At 67.0% G+C, this 21,977-nt stretch carries 16 protein-coding genes, 1 pseudogene and 1 riboswitch; of the genes and pseudogenes, 2 read left to right on the top strand and 15 right to left on the bottom strand.

Annotated elements, in window-relative coordinates; all coding sequences use genetic code 11:
• Positions 1-57: 57 nt before the first annotated feature.
• The gene (ligA, locus tag ACT86A_RS02040; RefSeq protein WP_445090220.1) at positions 58-2,172 is read right to left on the bottom strand and encodes an NAD-dependent DNA ligase LigA; all 2,115 of its coding nucleotides are present in this window, start codon (positions 2,170-2,172) and stop codon (positions 58-60) included.
• A gap of 273 nt (positions 2,173-2,445) precedes the next feature.
• Between ligA and ACT86A_RS02035 the strand changes: the two genes are divergently transcribed.
• Positions 2,446-2,784 carry an inorganic diphosphatase gene (locus ACT86A_RS02035; RefSeq protein WP_445090219.1) on the top strand — a complete coding sequence of 113 codons (339 nt, stop codon included), beginning with the start codon at positions 2,446-2,448 and terminating at the stop codon, positions 2,782-2,784.
• On the opposite strand, the gene ACT86A_RS02030 is transcribed toward ACT86A_RS02035, so the two are convergent.
• The 11 genes and pseudogenes from ACT86A_RS02030 to ACT86A_RS01980 all read right to left on the bottom strand — a co-directional run bounded on the left by ACT86A_RS02030 (position 2,666) and on the right by ACT86A_RS01980 (position 17,527).
• The gene (locus tag ACT86A_RS02030; protein ID WP_445090323.1) at positions 2,666-3,700 is read right to left on the bottom strand and encodes a methionine synthase; all 1,035 of its coding nucleotides are present in this window, start codon (positions 3,698-3,700) and stop codon (positions 2,666-2,668) included. The two genes, ACT86A_RS02035 and ACT86A_RS02030, sit on opposite strands and share 119 nt — an antisense overlap.
• A 191-nt stretch (positions 3,701-3,891) precedes the next feature.
• Positions 3,892-5,007 carry a tRNA 2-thiouridine(34) synthase MnmA gene (gene mnmA / locus ACT86A_RS02025; RefSeq protein WP_445090218.1) on the bottom strand — a complete coding sequence of 372 codons (1,116 nt, stop codon included), beginning with the start codon at positions 5,005-5,007 and terminating at the stop codon, positions 3,892-3,894.
• On the bottom strand, positions 5,007-6,233 hold the full coding sequence (locus tag ACT86A_RS02020; RefSeq protein ID WP_445090217.1) for a cysteine desulfurase family protein: 1,227 nt from the start codon (positions 6,231-6,233) through the stop codon (positions 5,007-5,009). The genes mnmA and ACT86A_RS02020 overlap by 1 nt, the downstream gene beginning before the upstream one ends.
• A gap of 370 nt (positions 6,234-6,603) precedes the next feature.
• Positions 6,604-7,479: a methylenetetrahydrofolate reductase gene (locus ACT86A_RS02015; protein WP_445090322.1), complete on the bottom strand. Its 876-nt coding sequence runs from the start codon at positions 7,477-7,479 to the stop codon at positions 6,604-6,606.
• A 192-nt stretch (positions 7,480-7,671) separates the two neighbouring features.
• Positions 7,672-8,970, bottom strand: a pseudogene (glyA, locus tag ACT86A_RS02010) (serine hydroxymethyltransferase); the annotation flags it as partial.
• Positions 8,971-9,124: 154 nt separating this feature from the next.
• Positions 9,125-9,269, bottom strand: a riboswitch (cobalamin riboswitch).
• 378 nt (positions 9,270-9,647) lie between these two features.
• Positions 9,648-10,595, bottom strand: coding sequence for a LysR family transcriptional regulator (locus tag ACT86A_RS02005; protein WP_445090216.1), 948 nt, complete (start codon positions 10,593-10,595; stop codon positions 9,648-9,650).
• A 271-nt stretch (positions 10,596-10,866) separates the two neighbouring features.
• Positions 10,867-11,817, bottom strand: a complete 951-nt coding sequence (gene lipP1 / locus ACT86A_RS02000) for a LipP1 family hormone-sensitive lipase (protein ID WP_445090215.1) — start codon at positions 11,815-11,817, stop codon at positions 10,867-10,869.
• Positions 11,818-11,916: 99 nt separating this feature from the next.
• A complete protein-coding gene (locus ACT86A_RS01995; protein ID WP_445090214.1) occupies positions 11,917-13,551 on the bottom strand; it encodes a flavin-containing monooxygenase in 1,635 nt (544 codons plus the stop codon).
• Positions 13,552-14,189: 638 nt separating this feature from the next.
• Positions 14,190-15,212, bottom strand: a complete 1,023-nt coding sequence (locus ACT86A_RS01990) for a lysophospholipid acyltransferase family protein (protein WP_445090213.1) — start codon at positions 15,210-15,212, stop codon at positions 14,190-14,192.
• The gene (locus ACT86A_RS01985) at positions 15,209-16,036 is read right to left on the bottom strand and encodes a GNAT family N-acetyltransferase (protein ID WP_445090212.1); all 828 of its coding nucleotides are present in this window, start codon (positions 16,034-16,036) and stop codon (positions 15,209-15,211) included. The genes ACT86A_RS01990 and ACT86A_RS01985 overlap by 4 nt, the downstream gene beginning before the upstream one ends.
• A gap of 198 nt (positions 16,037-16,234) precedes the next feature.
• Positions 16,235-17,527, bottom strand: a complete 1,293-nt coding sequence (locus ACT86A_RS01980; protein WP_445090211.1) for an NAD(P)/FAD-dependent oxidoreductase — start codon at positions 17,525-17,527, stop codon at positions 16,235-16,237.
• A 111-nt stretch (positions 17,528-17,638) separates the two neighbouring features.
• Between ACT86A_RS01980 and ACT86A_RS01975 the strand changes: the two genes are divergently transcribed.
• Positions 17,639-18,496, top strand: a complete 858-nt coding sequence (locus ACT86A_RS01975) for a LysR family transcriptional regulator (RefSeq protein WP_445090210.1) — start codon at positions 17,639-17,641, stop codon at positions 18,494-18,496.
• A 137-nt stretch (positions 18,497-18,633) separates the two neighbouring features.
• Here ACT86A_RS01975 and ACT86A_RS01970 read toward each other — a convergent pair whose 3' ends face one another.
• From ACT86A_RS01970 to ACT86A_RS01960, 3 genes are all read right to left on the bottom strand, one after another.
• Entirely contained in the window at positions 18,634-19,563 is a 930-nt protein-coding gene (locus tag ACT86A_RS01970; protein ID WP_445090209.1) for an IPT/TIG domain-containing protein, read from the bottom strand.
• 486 nt (positions 19,564-20,049) lie between these two features.
• Complete coding sequence (locus ACT86A_RS01965; protein WP_445090208.1) at positions 20,050-21,006, bottom strand: electron transfer flavoprotein subunit alpha/FixB family protein; 957 nt, start codon at positions 21,004-21,006, stop codon at positions 20,050-20,052.
• Between the two features lie 110 nt (positions 21,007-21,116).
• Positions 21,117-21,902: an electron transfer flavoprotein subunit beta/FixA family protein gene (locus tag ACT86A_RS01960; RefSeq protein WP_445090207.1), complete on the bottom strand. Its 786-nt coding sequence runs from the start codon at positions 21,900-21,902 to the stop codon at positions 21,117-21,119.
• Positions 21,903-21,977 lie beyond the last annotated feature (75 nt).

The following is a 21,977-nucleotide window of genomic DNA, read 5'->3' as shown; positions in this document are numbered from 1 at the left end:
GGTAGTCGCCTACCGCTCGATCCTCATACCTCAACGTATCTTCAGGTCAAGCGCCGATCACTCCTCGGCCGCAGCATCTTCGGCGGCCGTCTCCGGCGCCACCGCCTCCGGTCCGCTCTCCAGCAGCCGCCGGAACCCGTCCTCGTCCAGGATCGGCACCCCGAGTTCCTCCGCCTTGGCGGCCTTGGACCCCGGCGCATCGCCGACCACCACGAAGGCGGTCTTCTTCGACACCGAGGCCGCGGCCTTGCCGCCGCGCAGCAGAATCGCCTCCTTCGCGCCGTCGCGGGTGAACCCCTGCAGCGAACCGGTCACCACAATGGACAGACCCGTGAGTGTGCGTTCGATGGACTCGTCGCGCTCATCCGCCATCCGCACGCCCGCGGCGCGCCACTTCGCCACCACCGCGCGATGCCAGTCGACAGTGAACCATTCCGACACGGCGGCCGCGATGGTCGGGCCGACGCCGTCCGCGGCGGCCAGCTCCTCGACCGATGCCTCCTGGATGCGATCCAGGCCGCCGAACTCGGCGGCCAGCGCGCGCGCCGCGGTCGGGCCGACATGCCGGATGGACAGGCCGACCAGAACCCGCCACAGCGGCCGGTCCTTGGCGGCGGTCAGGTTTTCCAGCAGGCGTTTGCCGTTCGCGGACAGGCTGCCGTCCTTGTTGGCATACAGCGAGGTGCGCAGCAGCGCCGCTGCATCGAGATCGAACAGGTCGCCCTCGTCGGTGATCGCACCGGACTTCAGCAGGTCGATCGCGCCCTCGTAACCCAGCGCCTCGATGTCGAACGCGCCGCGGCCCGCCACGTGGTAGACGCGCTCACGCAGCTGAGCCGGACAGTACTGCTGGTTCGGGCAGCGGATATCGGCGTCCCCCTCCTTCTCCGGCCGCAGTTCGGTGCCGCATTCCGGACAATGCGTCGGCATGACGAACTCGCGCGCGTCCGCGGGGCGCGCGTCCACCACCGGGCCGAGTACCTCGGGGATCACGTCGCCCGCCTTGCGGATGGTGACCGTGTCACCGATCAGCACGCCCTTGCGCTTGACCTCGGCGGCATTGTGCAGAGTGGCCATCGCGACCGTGGACCCCGCGACGGACACCGGTTCCATCACCGCGAACGGCGTGACCCGGCCGGTGCGGCCGACGTTCACCTGAATGTCCCGCAGCTTGGTCGTCGCCTCTTCGGGCGGGTACTTATAGGCGATCGCCCAGCGCGGAGCGCGCGAGGTGGCGCCGAGCCGGCGCTGCAACGCGGTCTCGTCGACCTTGATCACCTGGCCGTCGATCTCGTGCTCGATATCGTGGCGGTGCTCGCCCCAGTAGGCGACCCGCTCGATCACCGCGTCGATGCCCTGCACCCGCCTGGTGTGCTCGGATACGGGCAGGCCCCACGCCGCGAGCGCGCGGTACGCGTCGTACTGCGCGGTCGGCGCGTAGCCCTCCATCCGACCGAAACCGTGGCAGATCATCCGCAGCCTGCGCCGCGCGGTGACCGATGGGTCCTTCTGCCGCAGCGAACCGGCGGCGGTGTTGCGTGGGTTGGCGTACGGCGGCTTACCCTCGGCCACGATGGCGGCGTTGAGCGTCTCGAAATCCGCCAGCCGGAAGTACACCTCGCCGCGTACCTCGAGCAGCTCCGGGATCGGGAACTCGTCGCTGGGCGTCAGCTCCCCGGGGATGTCGTCGATGGTGCGGGCATTGAGCGTCACATCTTCGCCGGTGCGCCCGTCGCCTCGGGTGGCCCCGCGGACCAGGCGCCCGTTCTGATAGACGAGGTTCAACGCGACGCCGTCGATCTTCACTTCGCAGAGGTAATGCAGATCGGGACCGGTTTCCGCCTCTACCCGGGCGGACCAGGCGCGCAGCGCGTCGATATCGAATACGTTGTCCAGCGACAGCATCCGCTCGAGATGGTCGACCGCGGTGAAATCGGTCGCGAACCCGCCACCGACGAGCTGGGTCGGCGAATCGGGTGCGCGCAAGTCGGGATGTTCGTCCTCCATGGCTTGCAACCGCCGCAACAACGCGTCGAACTCTCCGTCGGAGATGATCGGCGCATCCCGCACGTAGTAGCGGAACTGGTGCTCGCGCACCTCGTCCGCGAGCTGCCGCCACTCCACCCGCTGTTCCGGCGTCGCCGGGGGCGCCGCATCGTCGCTGTCACTCACGCATCGCACATTAGCCGAGCCCACCGACAGCCCACCGCCACGTTCCCGCACGTCGCTGCCCTGAACAACCGGAAATCCGGGCGGTTCGTTCCTGCCCGCCCGCCGCCGAGCACCGCCGACCGAGCGGCCCGCTCCACCTGTCGTGCGGTGTGCACACCACCACAACACGCCTAGCCATATTCGCCCAGGCCGCTAGTCTCGGACGACGACCGACCGGGGCCAATCGAGGAATCGACATCGCTCGCGCTGGCACGCCAGTTCCTGAACCGGACGGTGAACCTGACCTTCGACCGGCCTTATGGCAGCCACCACCCGACGTGCGGATTTCGCTACCTGGCCAACTATGGATACGTGCCGGGCACGCTCGCACCAGACAGCAAAGAACTCGATGCCTACTATCTCGGTCCCGCTGAGCCGTTGACCTCGGCACACGGGATCTGCATAGCCATCGTCCATCGGTGGCACGACGATGACGACAAGCTGATCGTCATCCTCAGGCGAACGAAAGCTCTTCCGGCTCTTCGGCGTACGCCCGCGCGACATCGTTGGCCAAGCGGAGAGCGCGGCGACCCCACTCCAGCGAGCCGCCCCCCAAACCGCAGGCGGGACTGACCGCCACGCGCTGCGCCAGGGTTCTACGGGCGAAGCCGAGCCGGTCGATCAGCCGGACACCCGGCTCTGCGTAATCGCGCCAGGTCACGCGGGTGTCCGGGACGCGAGTCGGCACGATGCCGAGCACCAATTGCTTGCCGGCCTCGAGGGTTTCCCCGATTTCGTCGAGTTCGCGCGTGCCGATCGTGTTCAGGTCGAAACCGATCGCGGCGGCGGCGCTGCGGCGTAGCAAACCCAGCGCGGGCGGTTCGGCGCAGCTGTGCACGAGCACCGGGGCGGGCTGGCCGGTGATGACGGTGTCCAGCACGGCGAGCGCTTCCGGCTCGGGCAGTGCGCGCACGGTGTTCAGCACGCTCACGCCCCGCAGCGAGCCGTCGAGCACCGCGGTCGACGACGGTTCGTCCAGTTGCAGGATGACCTGTGCGCCGAGCCGCTTACGCACCTCGGCGACATGCTGGGCCAGCCCCTCGGCCAACGACTCCGAAAGGTCCCGCACCGCACCGGAATCGGTGAGCACGCGATGGCCGCCGGGTAGCTCCAGCTGGGCGGCCAAGGTCAGCGGGCCCGCCGCCTGCACCTTGACCAGGCGGTCGCGGCCGGACAAGCCGGCGTTCTCCCACGCTTCCTCGAGCGCGTCCAGATCGGTGCGCAACAGGTCATGGGCCCGCCGCGAGACCGCCCCCGGGCGCGGTGCGAGCCGGTAGCCCCGCGGTGTGGTGTCGAAACGCAAGTCGACCAACAGCGCGGAGGCGCGCCCGATCAGATCCGCGCCCGCGCCGCGATCCGGCAGTTCCACCAGGTGTGGCAGGTCACCGAGTTCGCCGACAATGGTCGCGGCGGCTTCCCGCGCATCGGCGCCCGGCCAGGAGCCGACTCCGGTGGCGATGCCTCCCGATATCCGCGCCGGCGCGGTCATCGTGTCCGCCCCGCCGTCTTGTGCCACGTTATCCGCGCCGGTCTCCTGCACCGCTGCTGTACTCCGTCCGTTCGATTCCGCCATCACCGGCCTACACCGACTTCAGCGAGCAGATCGGCCTGCTGGTCACCGAACCGGCGGCCAGGTCGAGCGACAACACCGCAGGTCCAGCGTGCCGCAGCCGATCCGGGTCACCGCGCCGCCGCAGACCCCGCTTCGTTCTGGACCGGCTCCCGCGCCGTACCGGAGATGGTCCCGCTACCGATCACCTCGTCGCCCTCCGGATCCGGGCGGTAGAGCACCACGGCCTGGCCCCGCGCGACGCCGGTCAGCGACGCACGCAGGCGCACGACCAATCCGCCATCCACCGCCTCGGCCACCGCCGGCGCGGTGCCGCCGTGCGCGCGAACCTGTGCCACGCATTCGATCGGGCCCGCGGGCGCCGAACCCGACGTCCAGATGGCGCGCTCCGCCTCGACCGTCCAGACGCGCAGGTCGTCGGCCGAACCGACGCGGACCGTGCCGGAATCGGGGTCGATGTCGGTCACATACCGCGGCTTGCCGTCAGCGGCGGGGCCCGGCAAACCGAGACCCTTGCGCTGGCCGACGGTGAACCCGTGCACGCCCTCGTGCTGCCCGAGTACCTGGCCATCGGAATCGACGACCGCACCGGGCCGGATGCCGATCTTCGCGCCGAGGAAGGCGCGGGTATCGCCGGACGGGATGAAACAGATGTCGTGGCTGTCCGGCTTGTTCGCGACAGCGAGCCCGCGCTCGGCGGCCTCGGCGCGGATCTGCGGCTTGGGCGTGTCACCCACGGGGAACATCGCGCGCGAGAGCTGCTGGGCGGTCAGCACGGCCAGCACGTAGGACTGGTCCTTGTCGGCGTCGACGGCGCGGCGCAGCACGCCGTTGTCCAGACGCGCGTAATGGCCAGTGGCAACCGCGTCGAAGCCGAGCGCCACCGCGCGGTCGGCGAGCGCGGCGAACTTGATCTTCTCGTTGCAGCGCAGGCACGGATTCGGCGTCTCGCCCGCCGCGTAGGCGGCCACGAAATCGTCGATCACGTCCTCTTTGAACCGATCGGCGAAATCCCAGACGTAGAACGGGATGCCGAGCAGGTCGGCGGCGCGCCTGGCGTCACCGGCGTCCTCCTTCGAACAGCAGCCGCGCGACCCGGTGCGCAATGTGCCCGGTGTCGCCGACAGCGCCAGATGCACGCCGACCACCTCGTGACCGGCGTCGACGGCACGCGCCGCCGCCACGGCCGAATCCACACCACCGCTCATCGCGGCGAGTACCCGCATCAGACACCTCCTCGCGCACCGGCCAGACCCGCGACCCTGGCCCGCTCCACTACCTGCGGCAGTACACCCAGCACCGTGTCGATGTCGGCGTGGGTCGAGGTGTGTCCCAACGAGAAGCGCAGGGATCCGCGCGCTTCTCGCGGTTCGACACCCATGGCGATCAGCACGTGGCTCGGTGTGGCGACGCCCGCGGTGCACGCCGAGCCGGTCGAGCATTCGATCCCGGCCGCATCCAGCAGCAGCAGCAGCGAATCCCCTTCGCACCCGGGAAAAGTGACGTGCACGTTGCCGGGCAGGCGCCGCTCGCCGACGGGGCCGTTGAGCACCATGTCCGGGACCGCCGTGCGGATACCCTCGATCAGCGCATCCCGCATTGCAGCTAATTCAGCTGTGCGCGTGGGCAATTCGGCTACGGTCTGATGCAGCGCGGCGGCCAGCCCGACGGCCGCCGGCGTGTCCGCGGTCCCCGAGCGCAGGTCGCGCTCGTGCCCGCCGCCGTGCAGCAGTGGGACACACGGCACCTGCCTGCCCAGCAGCAGCACGCCCGCACCGTGCGGGCCACCGACCTTGTGTCCGCCGAAGCTCGCCGCGGACAGCCCGCTGGCCGCGAAATCGATCGGCAGCTGAGCGGCGGCCTGCACGGCGTCGCTGTGCATCGGCACCCCGAATTCCTGGGCAACCGCGGCGAGTTCGCCGATCGGCTGGATGGCGCCGACCTCGTTGTTCGCCCACATGACGGTGACCAGCGCGACATCGTCAGGATTCGCGGCGAGCGCGGCACGCAGTACCTCGGGCGTGACGACACCCTCGGCGTCCACCGGCAGCCAGGTGACGTCCGCGCCCTCATGCTGTTGCAACCACTCCACGGCGTCGATCACCGCGTGATGCTCGATCGCGCCGGCAATGATCCGGTTGCGGCGCGGCTCGGCATCGCGGCGCGCCCAGAAGATGCCCTTGACCGCCAGGTTGTCGCTCTCGGTGCCGCCGGAGGTGAAGATCACCTCCGAAGGCCGGGCCCCCAGATCGGCCGCGATCGACTCGCGCGCCTCCTCCAGCGCCCTGCGCGCGGCGCGACCGGAGCCGTGCAGCGACGACGCGTTACCTGTAGTGCGCAGGGCAGCCGTCATCGCCTCGATGACCGCGGGCAACATCGGTGTGGTAGCCGCGTGATCGAGGTAGACCGTCTGGGGCGCACCGTTGACCGGACCCGAAAAAGCCGACTTCATGACCAGTAAAGGATAGCTGTCACGGGCAGCCGGTTATTCCCGCCCACGGTGCCGGCCCCGACATGCGCATTCGTTCCGTCGCGCCTGCCCGCTGAATCGCTCACATGTTCGATGCGGTCACATTGTGGTCGACCTATCATCCAGCCCCGCGCGGAACCAGGGCCGACACCGCCTCGACGGCCGATTCCCCGGCATCCTCGTAGACGCTGGCGTAGACATCGACCACGATCGCCGGATCGGAGTGACCGAGACCTCCGGCACGTCTTCATATCGACCCCGACGCGAGCCTGAGCGACGCGGCCGCGGGGTCCGTGGCCACCAGCACGGATTCGCCGGCGGCCACGGGCTCGATGCACGATCGTGGAGTCGGTCACCGCGCAGGCAGCGGCGCTTCCCCGACTTGATAGCCCAGGTTGGTCAGCACCTCACCGGTCGCCTTGGCGAAGTTGAGTGTGATGAAGTGCAGGCACGGCGCACCTTCGCGGATCAGGCGTTGCGCCATCTCCGTTGCGATCGCGATGCCCTCGGCGCGTACAGCGGCCTGGTCCTCCTCCGGACCGGTTCCCGCGGCCCGGTGCAAACGGGCAATCACCGGTTCGGGCAGTGGCCGACCACACAGTTGCTCGGCACGAGCTACCGTCCGCAATGAGGTGATCGGCATCAGCTCCGGAATGATCGGCTTGCTCGCCTCGGCCGGGTCCAGCGCAGCGACCCGATCTCGCAATCGCAGATAGTGCTCGACGTCGAAGAACATCTGCGTGATCGAATACTCCGCACCCGCACGGAGTTTGGCCACCAGGAACTTCGTATCGTGGTCCAGGTCCGGCGAGCGGTGGTGTCCCTGCGGGAACGACGCCACACCGACGTGGAAATCACCCAGATCCCGTACGATACGCACCAATTCCTCGGCATAGTCGACCCCGTCGGGGTGTCGCGTCCACGGTCCGAGAGGATCCCCCGGCGGATCACCGCGCAGCACCAGCAGATTCCGGATCCCGGAATCAGCGTAGGAACCGACCAGCGAACGCAACTCGGCCACGCTGTGGCCTACCGCGGTCAGATGCGCCACCGGCAGCAGTGTCGTCTCCTGTGCCAGCTCGCCGGCGATACGCAGGGTGCGGTCCCTGGTGGACCCGCCCGCGCCGTAGGTCATCGACACGAATGCCGGGTGCATGCGCTCGAACTCGCGCACCGCCTGCCACAGCCGGGCTTCGCCTGCGATGTCACGTGGCGGATTGAACTCCACCGAGAACGGCACACCCGCGCCTTTCTGCCTACGCAGGCTCTGCGTCACCGAATGCCCTACGCTGCCTGTGGTCTCACCGCAACCAGGTCGTCGCGAAGCGGTCGTTGTCCTACTTCTGCTCCTGGGCCCGCGCCGAACCCGCACCGCGGGGCGCCCACCCGTGGCGGGCGCCCACCGGCCGACCGGTGGTGAGACGAGCTTCCAGTCTTCGAGGCCCTGGTAGAGCGGGACGCTGCGGGCCAGCTCGCAGACCCGCCCACGCAGGGTCTCCACATCGGAGGTGCCCGCCACAGCGGCGGCAATGATCTCAGCCACCTCGGTGAACTCGGTGTCACCGAAGCCACGGGTGGCCAAGGCCGCGGTGCCGATGCGCAGACCCGAAGTGACCATCGGCGGACGCGGGTCGAACGGAACGGCGTTGCGATTCACCGTGATACCGATCTCGTGCAGCAGGTCTTCGCCCTGCCTGCCGTCGAGCTCGCAGTTGCGCAAGTCGACCAGCACCAGGTGCACATCGGTGCCGCCAGTCAGCACCGACACACCCTTTTCTTCGACATCGGCGCCGGTCAGACGCTCGGCCAGAATGCGGGCACCCGACAGCGTGCGCTGCTGACGATCGCAGAACTCCTCGGTCGCGGCGATCTTGAACGCGGCGGCCTTGGCAGCGATCACGTGCATGTGCGGACCCCCCTGCTGACCGGGGAACACCGCCGAGTTGATCCTCTCGGCGAATTCCTGCTTGGCCAGGATCAGGCCGGAGCGGGGGCCGCCCAAAGTCTTGTGCACGGTCGAGGACACGACATCGGCGTAGGGCACCGGCGAGGGGTGCAGGCCCGCGGCGACCAGACCGGCGAAGTGCGCCATGTCTACCCATAGGTAGGCGCCGACCTCGTCGGCGATCTCGCGGAAGGTCGCGAAGTCCTGATGACGCGGATAGGCCGACCAGCCTGCGACGATCACCTTCGGTTGCGACGCTTTGGCGATGTCACGCACCTCGTCCATGTCGATGCGGTGGTCTTCCTTGCTGACCCCGTAGGAGTGCACCTCGTAGAGCTTGCCGGAGAAGTTCAGGCGCATGCCGTGCGTGAGGTGACCGCCGTGCGCGAGGTCGAGGCCGAGCAGTTTGTCGCCCGGTTCCATCAGCGACATCAGCACCGCGGCGTTCGCTTGCGCGCCGGAATGCGGTTGCACGTTGGCGAATTCCGCGCCGAACAGCTCTTTCGCGCGGTCGCGCGCCAGGTTCTCCACCACGTCGACGTGCTCGCACCCGCCGTAATAACGCCGTCCCGGGTAACCTTCGGCGTACTTGTTGGTGAGCACGCTGCCCTGCGCCTGCAGCACCGCGCGCGGCACGAAGTTCTCCGAGGCGATCATCTCGAGGGTGTCACGTTGACGGGCGAGCTCACCCGCCATCGCGGCGGTCAACTCGGGATCGAGCTCACCGAGAGATTGGGTATTCACCGAACGAGCGGTGGGAGTGGATTCGGCCACGATGTGTTCTCCGTCGGATGGCAGGAACGGCCGTCACCCTGGCGGCGCTCAACCACGAGTCCCGAACTCGAACAACACTATTCGGGACGGAGTCGGCGCGCGCCCGATCCATGAGGCGACGACCGCCGGACACGGTGCGCCCGGCACAGCTTCAGGTCTTCGGACTCACAGGCACCGGCCGGGGACCCCCGCTGCCAGCTACTGACCATCGCTTCCCGGACACATCCGTGCCCAGTACTGTTGACGGCGTTCGTTCCTGCTTACCGCTGCGGGACAACCCCGGATTCCACCGGGTTCCCCTCGCCACCTCGAACGCCACACGGCGCGAGATGCCGATACCGGCGACCGAGCGGGGACTCCCGACATCCAGGTCGCTGGCGAACCAGCTGCACCGACAGAGTACGACACTCCACCCACATCACGCCTGTAACTCACCTCACACTCACGGCCCCCGCCCACCCCGAACCGGCGCATCCACTGATCACGCGCCATCCACACTGAAAATCGTGAGCCAATTCAGGACCGACGCCAATTCAGGACCGACACAGCCGCGCCGGTACGCAGGCCGGACGAGGATCGGTATGCAGCAATGTGTCAACACCTCTGCGAGTTGACCGACTACCGCGAGCCCCGCCGCGAGCTCAGCCGACTGATCGAGCTGGGGATTGCGGCCGCGGTTATGCCTCAGCTTCCGCGACAACCAGCTCGCAATCCGGGATGAGACTCACGAGCTGGTTCGCGATGGTCTGGGCGACGGACACGAACGACCGCACCCTGGCATTCCCGTTCCCCCGCCGATAGCCCACACCGGCCACGCTGTACTGGGCTTCGACCAGGCGAACGGCGCGCAGCGTTTGCTCCCCGTAGCCGCTCAGCCGCCATGCGCTCGCGCTCATCGGATTCACGACCGGGTTTCGCGCCATCTCCATGCTGACGGCGGCCAAGTCCAGTGCGGGCGACGCGATCAGCCGGCCGGAAGCTTCGTTGCGAAGCTCGGTCAGATTCCAGAAATCACGCCAGCCCCGCGGCGCGTGCACAAAGTCGAGCATCGGCTCGCGCAGCACCGACTCCATGGAGACTTCGTGTTCTCGAGCGAGCGGATGGTCCGGGCTGACCGCCAGGAGAGACGGTTCCCGGTAAAGTGGGACCATCCCGAGATCGGGATGGTCGTACGGCGAGCGAACAATCGCGACATCTACGTCGCCGTGCAGGACAGAGTCGAACTGTTCCACGAAGTTCAAAAGCTTGATTTTCATTCGAACATCGGGGTTGCGCCGCTGAAAGGTATGCAGAATCGGACCGGTCATCTCGGCCGCCGCGACCCGCCCCTCGACGAGTCCGATCGTGAAGATCGGACCATCTTCCGCTCCCGCCGATTTCACGGCCGCCTTCGCCTCCTCGGCACATTCCAGAATGTGCCTGGCCCGAGGAAGAAGGGCTGCCCCGGCGGTGGTGAGCGCCATTCCGCGATAGGAGCGTTCGAACAGCCGTGCGCCGATCTCTCGTTCGAGCGCCTTCAGCGCTACGGACAGCGCCGGCTGAGCGATCAGCGCGCGGCGCGCTCCTGCGTGCACACTGCCTTCTTCCGCGACCAAAACGAAATAGCGCAGCGAGCGCAGATCCATGTGTCATCCCTGCCGATCAGCCAGGCTGCGTCAACATGGCGTGCCGCTGCCTTGCTGTGCGTCCGGACACAAATTCGACAGGCAGCGCCCTTTCACGCATGAGCCGCGCGATCAATTCCTGCATTTCGATGGGGCGCTTCAAGAGCATGCGGAGGCCGTATACGACCATAGAGCCTCCTGAAAAGGAGCCGGCGAACAATCCAACAAACATAAGGGCGCAGCAAGGCGGGCGTCAACGGGGCGGGCCTATCCGGCGGACCGTTGTCCATACTCAGATATCCCGGGCACGAACTTGCGTGAGGTACTTCCGCAACGTGTCGGCGGCGTCGACGAGCGCCGTCTCCGTCTTGGTCAGCAACCCCACCATGGCGAAGAAGCCGTGGAACACCCCGTCGTACCGCTGTGCCCGCACTTCCACTCCCGCCGCGGCCAAGGCCTCGGCGTAGGCTTCGGCCCCGTCCCGGACCGGGTCGTGCTCGGCGGTCAGTACGAACGCCGGTGGCAGCTTCGCCAAGTCCGCGTTCATCGGGAATACCAGCGGATCCGACCGGAATTTTTCCACGTCGCCGAGATACTTCTCCCAGAACCAGAGAGCGTCGACCGTGGTCAACAGCGGCCCATCGGCGTAGTCCGTCCAAGACGGGCGTGAGGTGTCGTATTCCGTGGCCGGATAGGCCAGCAGCTGCAGGGCGATCCGCGGCCCACCGGCCTCCCGAGCCACGATGCAGACGCCCGCCGCGAGTTGCGCGCCAGCGCTGTCCCCGCCAACGGCGATCCGGCCAGGGTCCGCGCCGATGTCGGCGCCATTGGACGCTACCCATTCGAGCGCGGCATACCCGTCCTCCACAGCGGCCGGAAAGGGAGCCTCGGGCGCAAGACGGTAGTCGACGGACACGACCACGCATTCGACGCGCAGAGCGAGCTCCCGGCATACGCCGTCCGCGTCATCGAGCCCGCCCAGGACAAACCCTCCTCCGTGGAAGTACAGCAGGACCGGCAGGTCGTCCCGGGCCGAAGGCCGGTACACCCGGACGCCGAGAGACCCGGCGGGTCCGGGAATCGATCGCTCGGTCACCGCGTGGACTGCCCGCCCGGGCGGAGCCTGGTCCGCAAGTTTCCGGAGGAACATGCGTCCGCCATCCACACCCAGGTCGGATAGCCGTCCAGGCAATTGTTCGGCGAGCGCTGTCACCAATTCCTGCGCATCGGGATCGAGGCTCATTTCAAGCCGCCTTCGTTGTCGAGCCGGCCGCCGGCCGGAGCAATGGATCAATGAGTCGGAACCGGACAATCGAGCACTGCCGAAAGGGATTCGCCGATTTCATACCGACTCCTTCGCCGGAACGGCAGTGAAAGCGAATCCGTCATATCCTTTCTCGACGACTTCCGCGCAGATTCTGCGGTACTCCGCTGCGCCGCCGATGAAGCCGATCAACGGCGAGCGTGGTTTTCCAGGAATATTCGCACCCATATACCAGGAGTCCGCTCGGGGGTACAGCGACGCCGCCACCATAGTCTCGATCAATTCGAGCCAATTTTCCTCGGCAGCGCGAGTAGCCTCGACCTCCGAGTGACCGTTGTCGATCATGTACTCGATCACATCGGTCGCGAATTTCACGTGGTCTTCGATGGCCAGGGGGTTGTTGTAATTGGCCACCGCACTATGCGGTCCGGTGATCATGAAAAAATTGGGAAACCCCTCCGAGGCGATTCCCAGGTAGGTCCGAGGGCCGTTCCTCCATTCATCCTCCAACGGTCGACCTTCACGACCGACGATCCCCATCCGCAGCAAGGCTCCGGTAAAGGCATCGAAACCCATGGCCAGAATTATCACGTCGAGTTCATATGTTGCGTTACCCGTCACGATGCCGGCCGAGGTGACCTTCTCGATCGGATGGCTCTTGACATCCACCAGCGTCACGTTTTCGCGATTGAAGGTCTCGTAGTATTCGGTCTCCAGCGGCGGACGCTTCGTGCCGTACGGGTGGTCGCGCGGGGTCAGCAGCTCGGCGATCTGCGGGTTCTCGACCCGCTCGGCTATCCGCTCACGAATGTACTCTGCGGCGATTTCATTCGAATCCTCGTCGATCATCACATCGTCGTAGCTGGAGAGGAGGAAGTAGAAGCCACCCTCTTCGTACAGTTCGTCGAAGACCGCGCGGCGCGCCACTGGATCGGCCCGCTTCGCCGATCCGTGTGGCGGAGCGGAGGTGACACCCATCACACTGTTCCGCGCCGCCTTCCGGATCTCGCTGTATCTTGCGATGACGTCGGCCTGCTCGGCCGGGTCGGTCGGCCGGTTGCGCAGCGGGGTCGCATAGTTCGCGGTGCGCTGGAAGACATACAGCTCGGACACTTCCTCCGCGATCGAGGAAATAACCTGGATACCCGAAGAACCGGTGCCGATGACGCCGACCCGCTTGCCGGCCAAGTCCACGCCTTCGTGCGGCCAGCGATGAGTCGCGTACACCTGTCCGGAAAAGTTCTCGATACCAGGGAATTCGGGGACCTTGGGAATCGAGACGTTACCCGCACCAGAGATGATGAACCGCGCTGTTCGGGTGACACCGTCATCGGTGGAAACATTCCACAGCGAGTTGGCTTCATCCCACACCATCGAGGTGACCCGGGTGTTGAACTGGATGCTGCGCCGGAGGTCGAAGCGGTCGGCGACATGGTTCAGGTAGGCGAGAATCTCGGGTTGACCCGCGTACCTTTCACTCCACTTCCACTCGCTCTGAAGTTCTTCCGAGAACGAGTACGAGTAGTGGATGCTCTCGATATCACACCGGCAACCCGGGTACCGATTCCAGTGCCATACCCCGCCTACGTCCGACGCACCATCGAAAGCACGCACGCGCAAGTTCAACTCATTACGAACGCGATGCACCGCGTAGAGTCCGGCGAACCCAGCTCCGATCACGACCACGTCGAGATCGGCTCTTATCTCATGCATTCCCACGAAAACCTCCGGCCAAAACCTCACCTGTGACGGTCATCTCAGTTTCAGCGGCAACGGCACAGTGGAGGTAATACCGGATGCGTATCACCAGGAGTGCGAATGCGCACAGCTGACCGCCGGGTCGTGGAGCTGGTTGCCGTAGCCGTGGTGGCGGTTTCATCGGAGGTACTCGTATCGCGGCCGCTGGTCGTAGGCTCCTCGGCCCAGTGCGCCGTGCTCGACGAAGATGGCACCACTTGGTCAGCACCTTGCGGGAAATGCGAGGTCGGCCTGAACCGTTCGAACCGTCAGAACCCGGCCCACATGCGGTTTCGCCGTTGTCAATGAGAGTGGCGGATGGTGCACCGGCACAATGTGTCCCCGTGCCGGTGCGCCGCCCGATCACTCGGTGAGATGTTCGATTCAGGTTCGCCGCTCAGGCAACCGAGTATCCCTGCGCCCGTTCTATTTTCAGGCGCCTCAATAGTTCGTCGAGGTCTTCCGGGGCGGCCAGGGTCGAGATACGCGCCTGCAGGTCCTCGGCGGTGAGCGCCGCGACGCGATCGTCGGCGCTGTCGAACAGCAGCGCGCCCGGAGGCGGTGCAGTGCGGAGGAGGCCGAATCTTGCGCCGCGCTCCGATCAGCGGACGTGGCTACTGCGCGGCCGTACTGCGGCGACCGCGCAGTGACCGGAGGCGTCGCGGCCTCCGCACCTCCGGTGTGTCTACCGCAACGGTCGGGTCCTGCACCCGGGTGTGCCCTGCCTTGATCCACACGGTGTCGTCCAGCGCACCGTGCCGTGAGCGTTCCGCGCCGCGGACCGCGGCCTCGCAGCGCCGGGCCAGATCACGCCGATCCGAGCCGGGCTGTTGGACCGGTTCGAGCACCACCTCGGCGACCATCCCACGTGATCGCAGTATCCGTCGCGCGGACGAGGCGAAGGAGTCCACACCGACGAACCCGGGCACGGTGCAGGGCACGCCGTGGCGGTCCAGATACCGCAATCGCACCGGCTGCACGGGGACGCCCGCGTCCACCGCAGCCTGGAACAGCGCCGGCCGCATCGTGCCGTAGGCGCGGCCACACCACGTGGTGCCCTCCGGGAATACGGCGATCCGCTCGCCGGCGGCCAGTCGGGCACCGACCGTCGTCACCACGCCGGGCAGTTCGCGCAGCCGTTCCCGCTCGATCGGGATGACCCGCATCAGCTTCGCGAGTTTGCCGATCAGCGGCCAGTCCAGCATGTCCGCGCGCGCCACGAAGCCGAGCGGCTGGACCGAGGCCAACGCGACGATATCGGTCCAGCCGATATGACCGGTGACGACCAGCACGCCGCGGTCGGGCACGCCCGGCGCGAACGCAGCGTCGCCCTCATCGGCGACGCCGCGCTCGTCCGCGGCCGCCCGGTTGTCGACGATGCGCAGCCGCATGCCGAGACAGCCGAGCAACAGACGCGCGTAGCGCCGCTGGATCCGGTCGCGCTGGGCGGACGGTGTCGTCATGTGCGCGACCGGGTAGCTGAGCAGTAGTCCGGCGACCCCGGCCAGCCGGGCGGCCACCCGTCCCGCGCCGACCTTGTCGATCGAATCCAGGCAGCCGGGACCGCAGGGGCTGGAGGGCATCCACGCGTGTGCAGCGGACATAGCAGGCGGCGCGTCGAAGACCACGGTCCTCACCGTCCCCCGTCGAAGGTGGCGGCGGCGTCCCGTAACCGGCTGAGGTAGCGCGTGTTGATGGTGTCCAGGCCGAGCAGCACGACGAAATCGGCGACCGCGAAATCGGGGTCGTGCGCGGGCTCGCCGCAGATCTCCGCGCCCAACCGGAGGTAGCCGCGCACCAGCGGCGGTAGCTTCGGGCGCGACGGTGGGGTGAGCTCGTCGAGCGTCTTCCCGTCGACGATCACCGGGTTGTGCGGATGCACCCGGCGCTCCGGGTCACAGCCGTGGCGGCCGAGCAGCATATCGCGCACGCCACGCACGTTCACGCCGGGCTGGTCGGCCGGGGTGTCCTGCATCGGCACCGACACGCAACCCATCACCCAGTCGTAGCCGGTGAGCTGGATGTAGTGCAGGATGCCCGCCCACATGAGGGTGAGCACCGACCCGTTGCGATGGTCGGGCACCACACAGGCGCGGCCCATCTCCACGATCCGCATGCCCGCCGGATCCAGTTGGGCCAGATCGAATTCCGTCGCCGTGTAGTACCCGCCCGCGGCGGCGACCTTGTCCGGCGGCAGCATTCGGTAGCAGCCGACGAACTCGCCGCTGACGTCGTCGCGCACCAGCATGTGGTCGCAGTGATCGTCGAAGCGGTCGGCGTCGAGTCCGGTTCCGGCGTCCGGGATCTGGAAGCCGGGCTCGTTGGCGAACACGCCGTAGCGCAGCCGCTGCGCCGCGACGCGGTGCTCGAGATCGGAGGAGACCACCAGCGAGTAGCGCGACCGCTCTTCCCCGGAGCCCGACGGTCCAGCCGGGGCTGTCAGCACGGACGAGATAGTCATATCCATGATGAAGCCAGTCCGACAATGCGCCCCAGCAACCTCGAAGTGTCGCGCCGATGCCCGTTCGGTGAACGAGACGGCCGTCACACCGAGCGTTCACCGAACGGTTCCACCGCGTTCGTCCACCCGCGCTGTCGAGCGGAGCGCAGCCAAGTAGCGCCCAGCGCGGCCCCGCAGGAGCCGCCAACCGGGCACAGCTCAGGCGACGTAGCGTTCCGGAGCGGCCACAGTCGTCAACTGTGCCTGCTCTTCGGCGAATCCGGGGCGCCCGGTGCCGATGAAGGCGACCAACCACGAAGCGACCGCGGCGAAGCGGTTGCGGAAGCCGACCAGGTACAACAGGTGCACGGCGAGCCACACGAACCACGCGAACACGCCGCGGAAAGTGATGCGCTCGTTGAGTTTCACCACCGCGCTGAACCGGCTGATCACCGCCATGCTGCCCTTGTCCCAGTACTCGAAGGCGGTGCCGGGCTGCTTTTTGCGGCGGATGATGTCGGCGGCATGCCTGCCCTCTTGCATGGCGACCGGCGACTGTCCGGGATAGCCGTTGAGCGAGGTCATGTCGCCGATCGCGTAGATGTCCGCGTGACCGCCGACGGTGAGATCCGGATTGATCAGCAAACGGCCCGCCCGGTCGGTCGCGACGCCGGTGGCCTCCGCCAGGATCTTCGCGAATCCGCCCGCCTGCACACCCGCCGACCAGACCACCGTTTCGGCCGCGATGCCGCGCTCGGCCCCGTCGGCGCACTTCACCGTGACCTCGCCGGCCTCGATGTCGGTGACGAATGTGCCGAGCAGCACATCGACGCCGCTGCGTGTCAACGACCTCTTCGCGTACTCCGACAGCCCGCCGCCGAACGGCGGGAGCACCGCGCCCGCACCCTCGACGAGTGTGACCGAGATCTCCTGGTGGTAGTGCCGTTTCGCCAGCTCCTTCAACTGCCCGGCCACCTCGACACCAGTCGCGCCCGCACCGACCACGACGAAGCTCAGCAGCCTTCGCCTGGTCTGCTCGTCGGCATTCGCGGCTGCGGAGAAGACGCGTTCGATCTGCGCGCGCAGCCGGCGCGCGTCGTCGATGGTCTTGAGCGAAAAGGTCTTCTCCGCGAAATCGTCCCGCCCGAAGTAGGACTGGCTTGCGCCGGTGGCCGCGATCAGCGAGCCGTAGCGGATCCGGTGCCGCACACCGTCGTTCTCGTAGGTGACGATCGCTCGGTCGGGATCGATGGCGACCACCGTGCCGAGGCGCACGTCCGCCTCCCGGTGCCTGCGCAGGACGTCCGCGATCGGCGGCGCGATCTCATCCGATGCCAGCACACCCGTAGCTACCTGATACAACAGCGGCTGGAACAGGTGCTCGGGCGTGCTGGAGATCAGCACGAAGTCCACCCCCGACTTGGCCAGCTGCTTGGCGGCGGCGAGCCCACCGAAACCCGATCCGACGATGACGACACCAGCGGTTTCGATGCCCGCTTCCACATACTGCATGACAGCCTCCTTCTCTCATTACGAACCGTTATCCAGAGGGCAGATATTTCAGGTGTCAGAGCGCATAATTAAGATGACTCTTATCTTGATCCGTAATTAATGGGAGGCGCTGTGGAACTTCGGCAGCTCACCTACTTCGTCGCGGTCTGCGAGGAGCTCAGCTTCAGCGGCGCCGCCGCGCGCTGCTACATCTCGCAGTCGGCGATCAGCCATCAGATCTCCCGGCTCGAGCGCGACCTGGGCGTGCAACTGTTCGAGCGCTCGACCCGCTCAGTCGTGCCCACCGATGCGACCGCTCGGCTACTTCCGCTCGCGAAACAAATGCTGAGCCTGGAGTCGGCGATCCGCGCCGCGGTGCGCACGGCGGGACCGCGCATCCGGCTGGCCGCGAACATGTCCTTCGCTGCCCGCTCCCTGTCGGCTATCGCGGGCGCGCGGGCCGCGCACTCGGAAGCCGAGATCGAGTTCGTGATCAAACCCTTCCGCCAGCGCATCGCGGCCGTCACCGACGGCGACTGCGATCTCGCACTGATCCGCGGCCGCGTCGACCAGCCCGGCCTCATGGCGGAGCAGCTCTGGGTCGAAGACCTCGTCATCGCCACTTCCAGCGCACATCCCCTGGCGACCAGGGACGTAGTGACCTTGTCCGACCTGAGTTCGTATCCGCTGCTACTGCCGCCGGAGCAGGAACAGGTACTACTGCACACCGTGATTCGCAGCGCGTTCGCCGAACTGCCCACCGGACCGACCTTCGGGCCGCCCATCCCGCCGGACCACACCGCCACGATGGAACTGATCAACCGGCCGGACGCATGGACGGTGCTCTACGCCGAGAGCAGCACCGAGGGACTGGTGGTGCTCCCCCTGGCCGAGCACAAGCTGCGCATCCCGGTCTCGGCGGTCCTGCGCTCCGACGCCAAGCGTTCACCGATCCTGGACACATTGCTCACCGCTCTGCACCGCTGTTGAGTGGGTTCGCGCAATCGCGGCCGCGCCGCCTCGCCCCGCATACCGCTGCGCGGGCGGCGACGATCCCGGCTGCGACGGATTCCTCGGCACGCTGCGTAGTGGCTGAATCCCTGGCGCCGCCGTGTCCTGCAGAGCGATCACGGAAGCGGAGTGAATCCGATTCCGATCGTGCTCGGTCCTTGCGCAGCGATGTCGTCGAGAATTCCGTGAATGCCGGAGAACTGGAACGGCGCCCACGGATTGAGCGGATTGATCGCGGAAATGATTCCGACCAAACCGCTGCGCGTGGTCACCGGTCCACCGCTATCGCCCGGAATGATCGCAGCCCACGAACTGATGACGTTGTTCTTGTACTCGATCACGAGACCGCATGTCGTTCCGGACACCTGGCCGTACTTGCACATGATGTCCGAGAGCGGAACAGGGTCCGCACCGATCCGGTTGATCACGGTCCCGTTCGGCGTCCTGTTGACCGGATTGATCTTCGTTCGGTCCAGCTTGATGACCGCGTAATCCTTGGACGAATCGGCGGGAAAACGCAACGACGGAAACCCGGGCCAATTCGTAGTCCACGTGGCGTAGTACCCGATCGGACCCAGTCCTTGATTCCCCGTGAGGTACACCTCCTGGGTTCCGGTGTTCCGCGTCATCATGTGCCCAGCTGTGAGAGCCACCAGATTGCCGAGCCTGTCATATCCGACCGCCCCTACCGTGCCCCAGCTTCCGCAGGGCAGTCCGCCATCAGACATGATCGACGTCCCCGGACCGAAGTCCACCCCGGATGGCGCGGGCGTGCCCACGTAAGTGAACGAGATTCCGTTACTGACCCCGCTCGGGGTGGTCACGGTGACCTGCACGACTCCCGTTGCGGACGGAGAGATCGCCGTGATCTGCGTCGCGGAGTCGATCGTGAACGAGGTCGCCGGCGTGGCACCGAATAAAACTGCCGTAGCTCCGGTCAGATTCGTCCCGGTCAGAGTGACCGTGGTTCCACCGATGATCGGCCCCGAACCCGGACTCGCCGAGACCAGAGTGGGAGCTGGCGACAGGGAAGTAATGGTAGACATAGCACCGCCTCCTCGACCACGGTGAAGTGTGTTCCGCTACCAGGGCGGCCGAACCGCTTTGTCCTGGCTACATTCAGTAATGCGGCTTCACCTGCGCTCTCGCAATAGGTCTCGCGATCCGTTTTCTTCCGTTTTCAGATGAAGGGCGTATCCGGGCAGTCCTGTGGAAGTCGCTGGGGCGCGCAGAGTTCAGCCCACGCCGTGCGCGCGAGCCGATTGGAATCGGGAAGCAGTCGCGCCCCGAGACCAGGGGAAGGTCAGCCGGCCCCGGACAAAGTAAGCGGCAATGCGCAGAGGCTCGAGGCTCGCCCCGCCGAACATCGACAGCCGAAAAGTGCTCGCTGACCTACTATTTCGAAAGTTGCCGATCTGGTCGGGGGATCTCGGGCACGTCGAGCCAAGATCTGTGCAGCGCCAAAGCCGCACAGCAAAACGGTGGCTCCGACCGAATCGTCGGAGCCACCGTTGTCGCTCGGCTGACGTGGATCAGCCCTTGTGCGTCTGGACCGCTTCGGTCAGCTGCGGGGTGACCTTGAACAGGTCGCCCACGATGCCGTAGTCGGCGATCTCGAAGATCGGCGCCTCTTCGTCCTTGTTGACCGCGACGATCGTCTTCGAGGTCTGCATGCCCGCGCGGTGCTGGATCGCGCCGGAGATGCCGAGCGCGATGTACAGCTGCGGCGCGACCGTCTTGCCGGTCTGGCCGACCTGGAACTGGCCCGGGTAGTAGCCCGAGTCGACGGCCGCGCGGGACGCGCCGACGGCCGCACCGAGCGCGTCGGCCAGCGCCTCGACCACCGCGAAGTTGTCGGCGGAGCCGACGCCGCGGCCACCGGAGACCACGATGCTCGCCTCGGTGAGCTCCGGACGGTCACCCGCCACGATCGGCTCCCGGGAAATCACCTTGACCACGCCTTCTTCCTGCGCGGGCACCTCGACGGTGACCTTCTCGCCCGCGCCGGCCTGCGCGGACGCCTCGATGGCGCCCGGGCGGACCGAGATCACCGGCACGTCGCCGGTGGCCTTGGCTTCGACGGTGAACGCGCCACCGAAGATGGAGTGCACGACACTGCCATCGGACTTCAGTTCGATGACGTCGATCAGCAGGCCGGAACCGATGCGGGCGGCCAGGCGACCCGACACTTCCTTGCCCTCGGCGGTGGCCGCGACGAGGACCGCGGCCGGGGAGACCGATTCGGTCAGACCGGCCAGCACGTCCACCTTCGGGGTCACCAGGTAGTTGTCCACATCGTCGGATTCGGCGATGTAGATCTTCTCCGCGCCCGCGGCGGCCAGCGCGTCGGCCAGCTTCTCACCGGTGCCCGCGGTGCCGAGCACGACGGCCGCGGGCTCGCCCAGGACGCGCGCCGCGGTGAGCAGTTCGGTGCTGACCTTCTTGATCGCACCGTCGGCGTGCTCGACGAGCACAAGTACTTCTGCCATTTGTGTTCTCTCCTAAGAAGTCTCAGTCCAGGAGGGCAGAACGAGCGACATCGCGTAGCGGTTTCGTTCCGCCCGGCCGGGTGCGGGTGTCCCGCATGAGCGCAGCCGAATCAGATGATCTTCTGGCCGATCAGGTACTGGGCGATCTTGGTGCCGCCATCGCCCTCGTCCGCGGCCTTCTCACCCGCGGTGCGCGCGGGCTTCGGTGTGGCCGCGGTGACGGTGGTGCCCGCGTTCTCGACACCGACGGTCGACAGGTCGACGCCGAGATCGGCCAGCGTGAAGGTCTGCACTTCCTTCTTCTTGGCGGCCATGATGCCCTTGAAGGACGGGAAGCGCGGCTCGTTGATCTTCTCGGTGACGCTCACGATGGCCGGCAGCGTCGCCTCCAGCTTGAACACGCCATCGTCGGTCTCGCGCTCGCCGGTGACCTTGGTGCCGTCCACGGTCAGCTTGCGCAGGTGCGTCAGCTGCGGCAGGCCCAAGTACTCGGCGATGATCGCGGGGACGGCGCCGGCGCGGCCGTCGGTCGCCTCGTTGCCCGCGATCACCAGCTCGACACCCTCGACCTGCCCCAGCGCGCTCGCCAGCACCCAGGCCGTCTGGACGGCGTCGGAGCCGTGAATGGCCGGGTCGTTGATGTGGATCGCCTTGTCGGCGCCCATGGACAGGGCCTTGCGGATGGCCTCGGTGGCGCGGTCCGGACCGGCCGCCAGCACGGTGACCTCACCGCCCTGGGCCTCCTTGAGCAGCAGCGCCTCTTCGACCGCGCGCTCGTTGATCTCGTCCAGCACGGCGTCGGCGGCCTCGCGATCGAGGGTGAAGTCACCGTCGGTCAGCTTGCGCTCGGACCAGGTGTCGGGAACCTGCTTGATGAGTACGACGATGTTCGGCATCGGTTTTCGTCGACCTCCTGTTCTGGTCACACATTGGTGGTGTTGGTCGCACGAGCTGCGCCGTACGGCCGGATG

It is taken from the genome of Nocardia glycosmidis (assembly GCF_052545115.1).
Note: the sequence above shows the minus strand (reverse complement) of the source record. Positions and strands in the feature narration are given on the sequence as shown.

Coding starts and splice junctions, on each gene's coding strand:
- ACT86A_RS02030 (WP_445090323.1), bottom strand. CDS start 3,700: ATGACCGCGCCGGCGCGGATATCGGGAGGCATCGCCACCGGAGTCGGC.
- mnmA (WP_445090218.1), bottom strand. CDS start 5,007: ATGCGGGTACTCGCCGCGATGAGCGGTGGTGTGGATTCGGCCGTGGCG.
- ACT86A_RS02020 (WP_445090217.1), bottom strand. CDS start 6,233: ATGAAGTCGGCTTTTTCGGGTCCGGTCAACGGTGCGCCCCAGACGGTC.
- ACT86A_RS02005 (WP_445090216.1), bottom strand. CDS start 10,595: ATGGATCTGCGCTCGCTGCGCTATTTCGTTTTGGTCGCGGAAGAAGGC.
- lipP1 (WP_445090215.1), bottom strand. CDS start 11,817: ATGAGCCTCGATCCCGATGCGCAGGAATTGGTGACAGCGCTCGCCGAA.
- ACT86A_RS01995 (WP_445090214.1), bottom strand. CDS start 13,551: ATGCATGAGATAAGAGCCGATCTCGACGTGGTCGTGATCGGAGCTGGG.
- ACT86A_RS01985 (WP_445090212.1), bottom strand. CDS start 16,036: ATGACTATCTCGTCCGTGCTGACAGCCCCGGCTGGACCGTCGGGCTCC.
- ACT86A_RS01980 (WP_445090211.1), bottom strand. CDS start 17,527: ATGCAGTATGTGGAAGCGGGCATCGAAACCGCTGGTGTCGTCATCGTC.
- ACT86A_RS01970 (WP_445090209.1), bottom strand. CDS start 19,563: ATGTCTACCATTACTTCCCTGTCGCCAGCTCCCACTCTGGTCTCGGCG.
- ACT86A_RS01965 (WP_445090208.1), bottom strand. CDS start 21,006: ATGGCAGAAGTACTTGTGCTCGTCGAGCACGCCGACGGTGCGATCAAG.
- ACT86A_RS01960 (WP_445090207.1), bottom strand. CDS start 21,902: ATGCCGAACATCGTCGTACTCATCAAGCAGGTTCCCGACACCTGGTCC.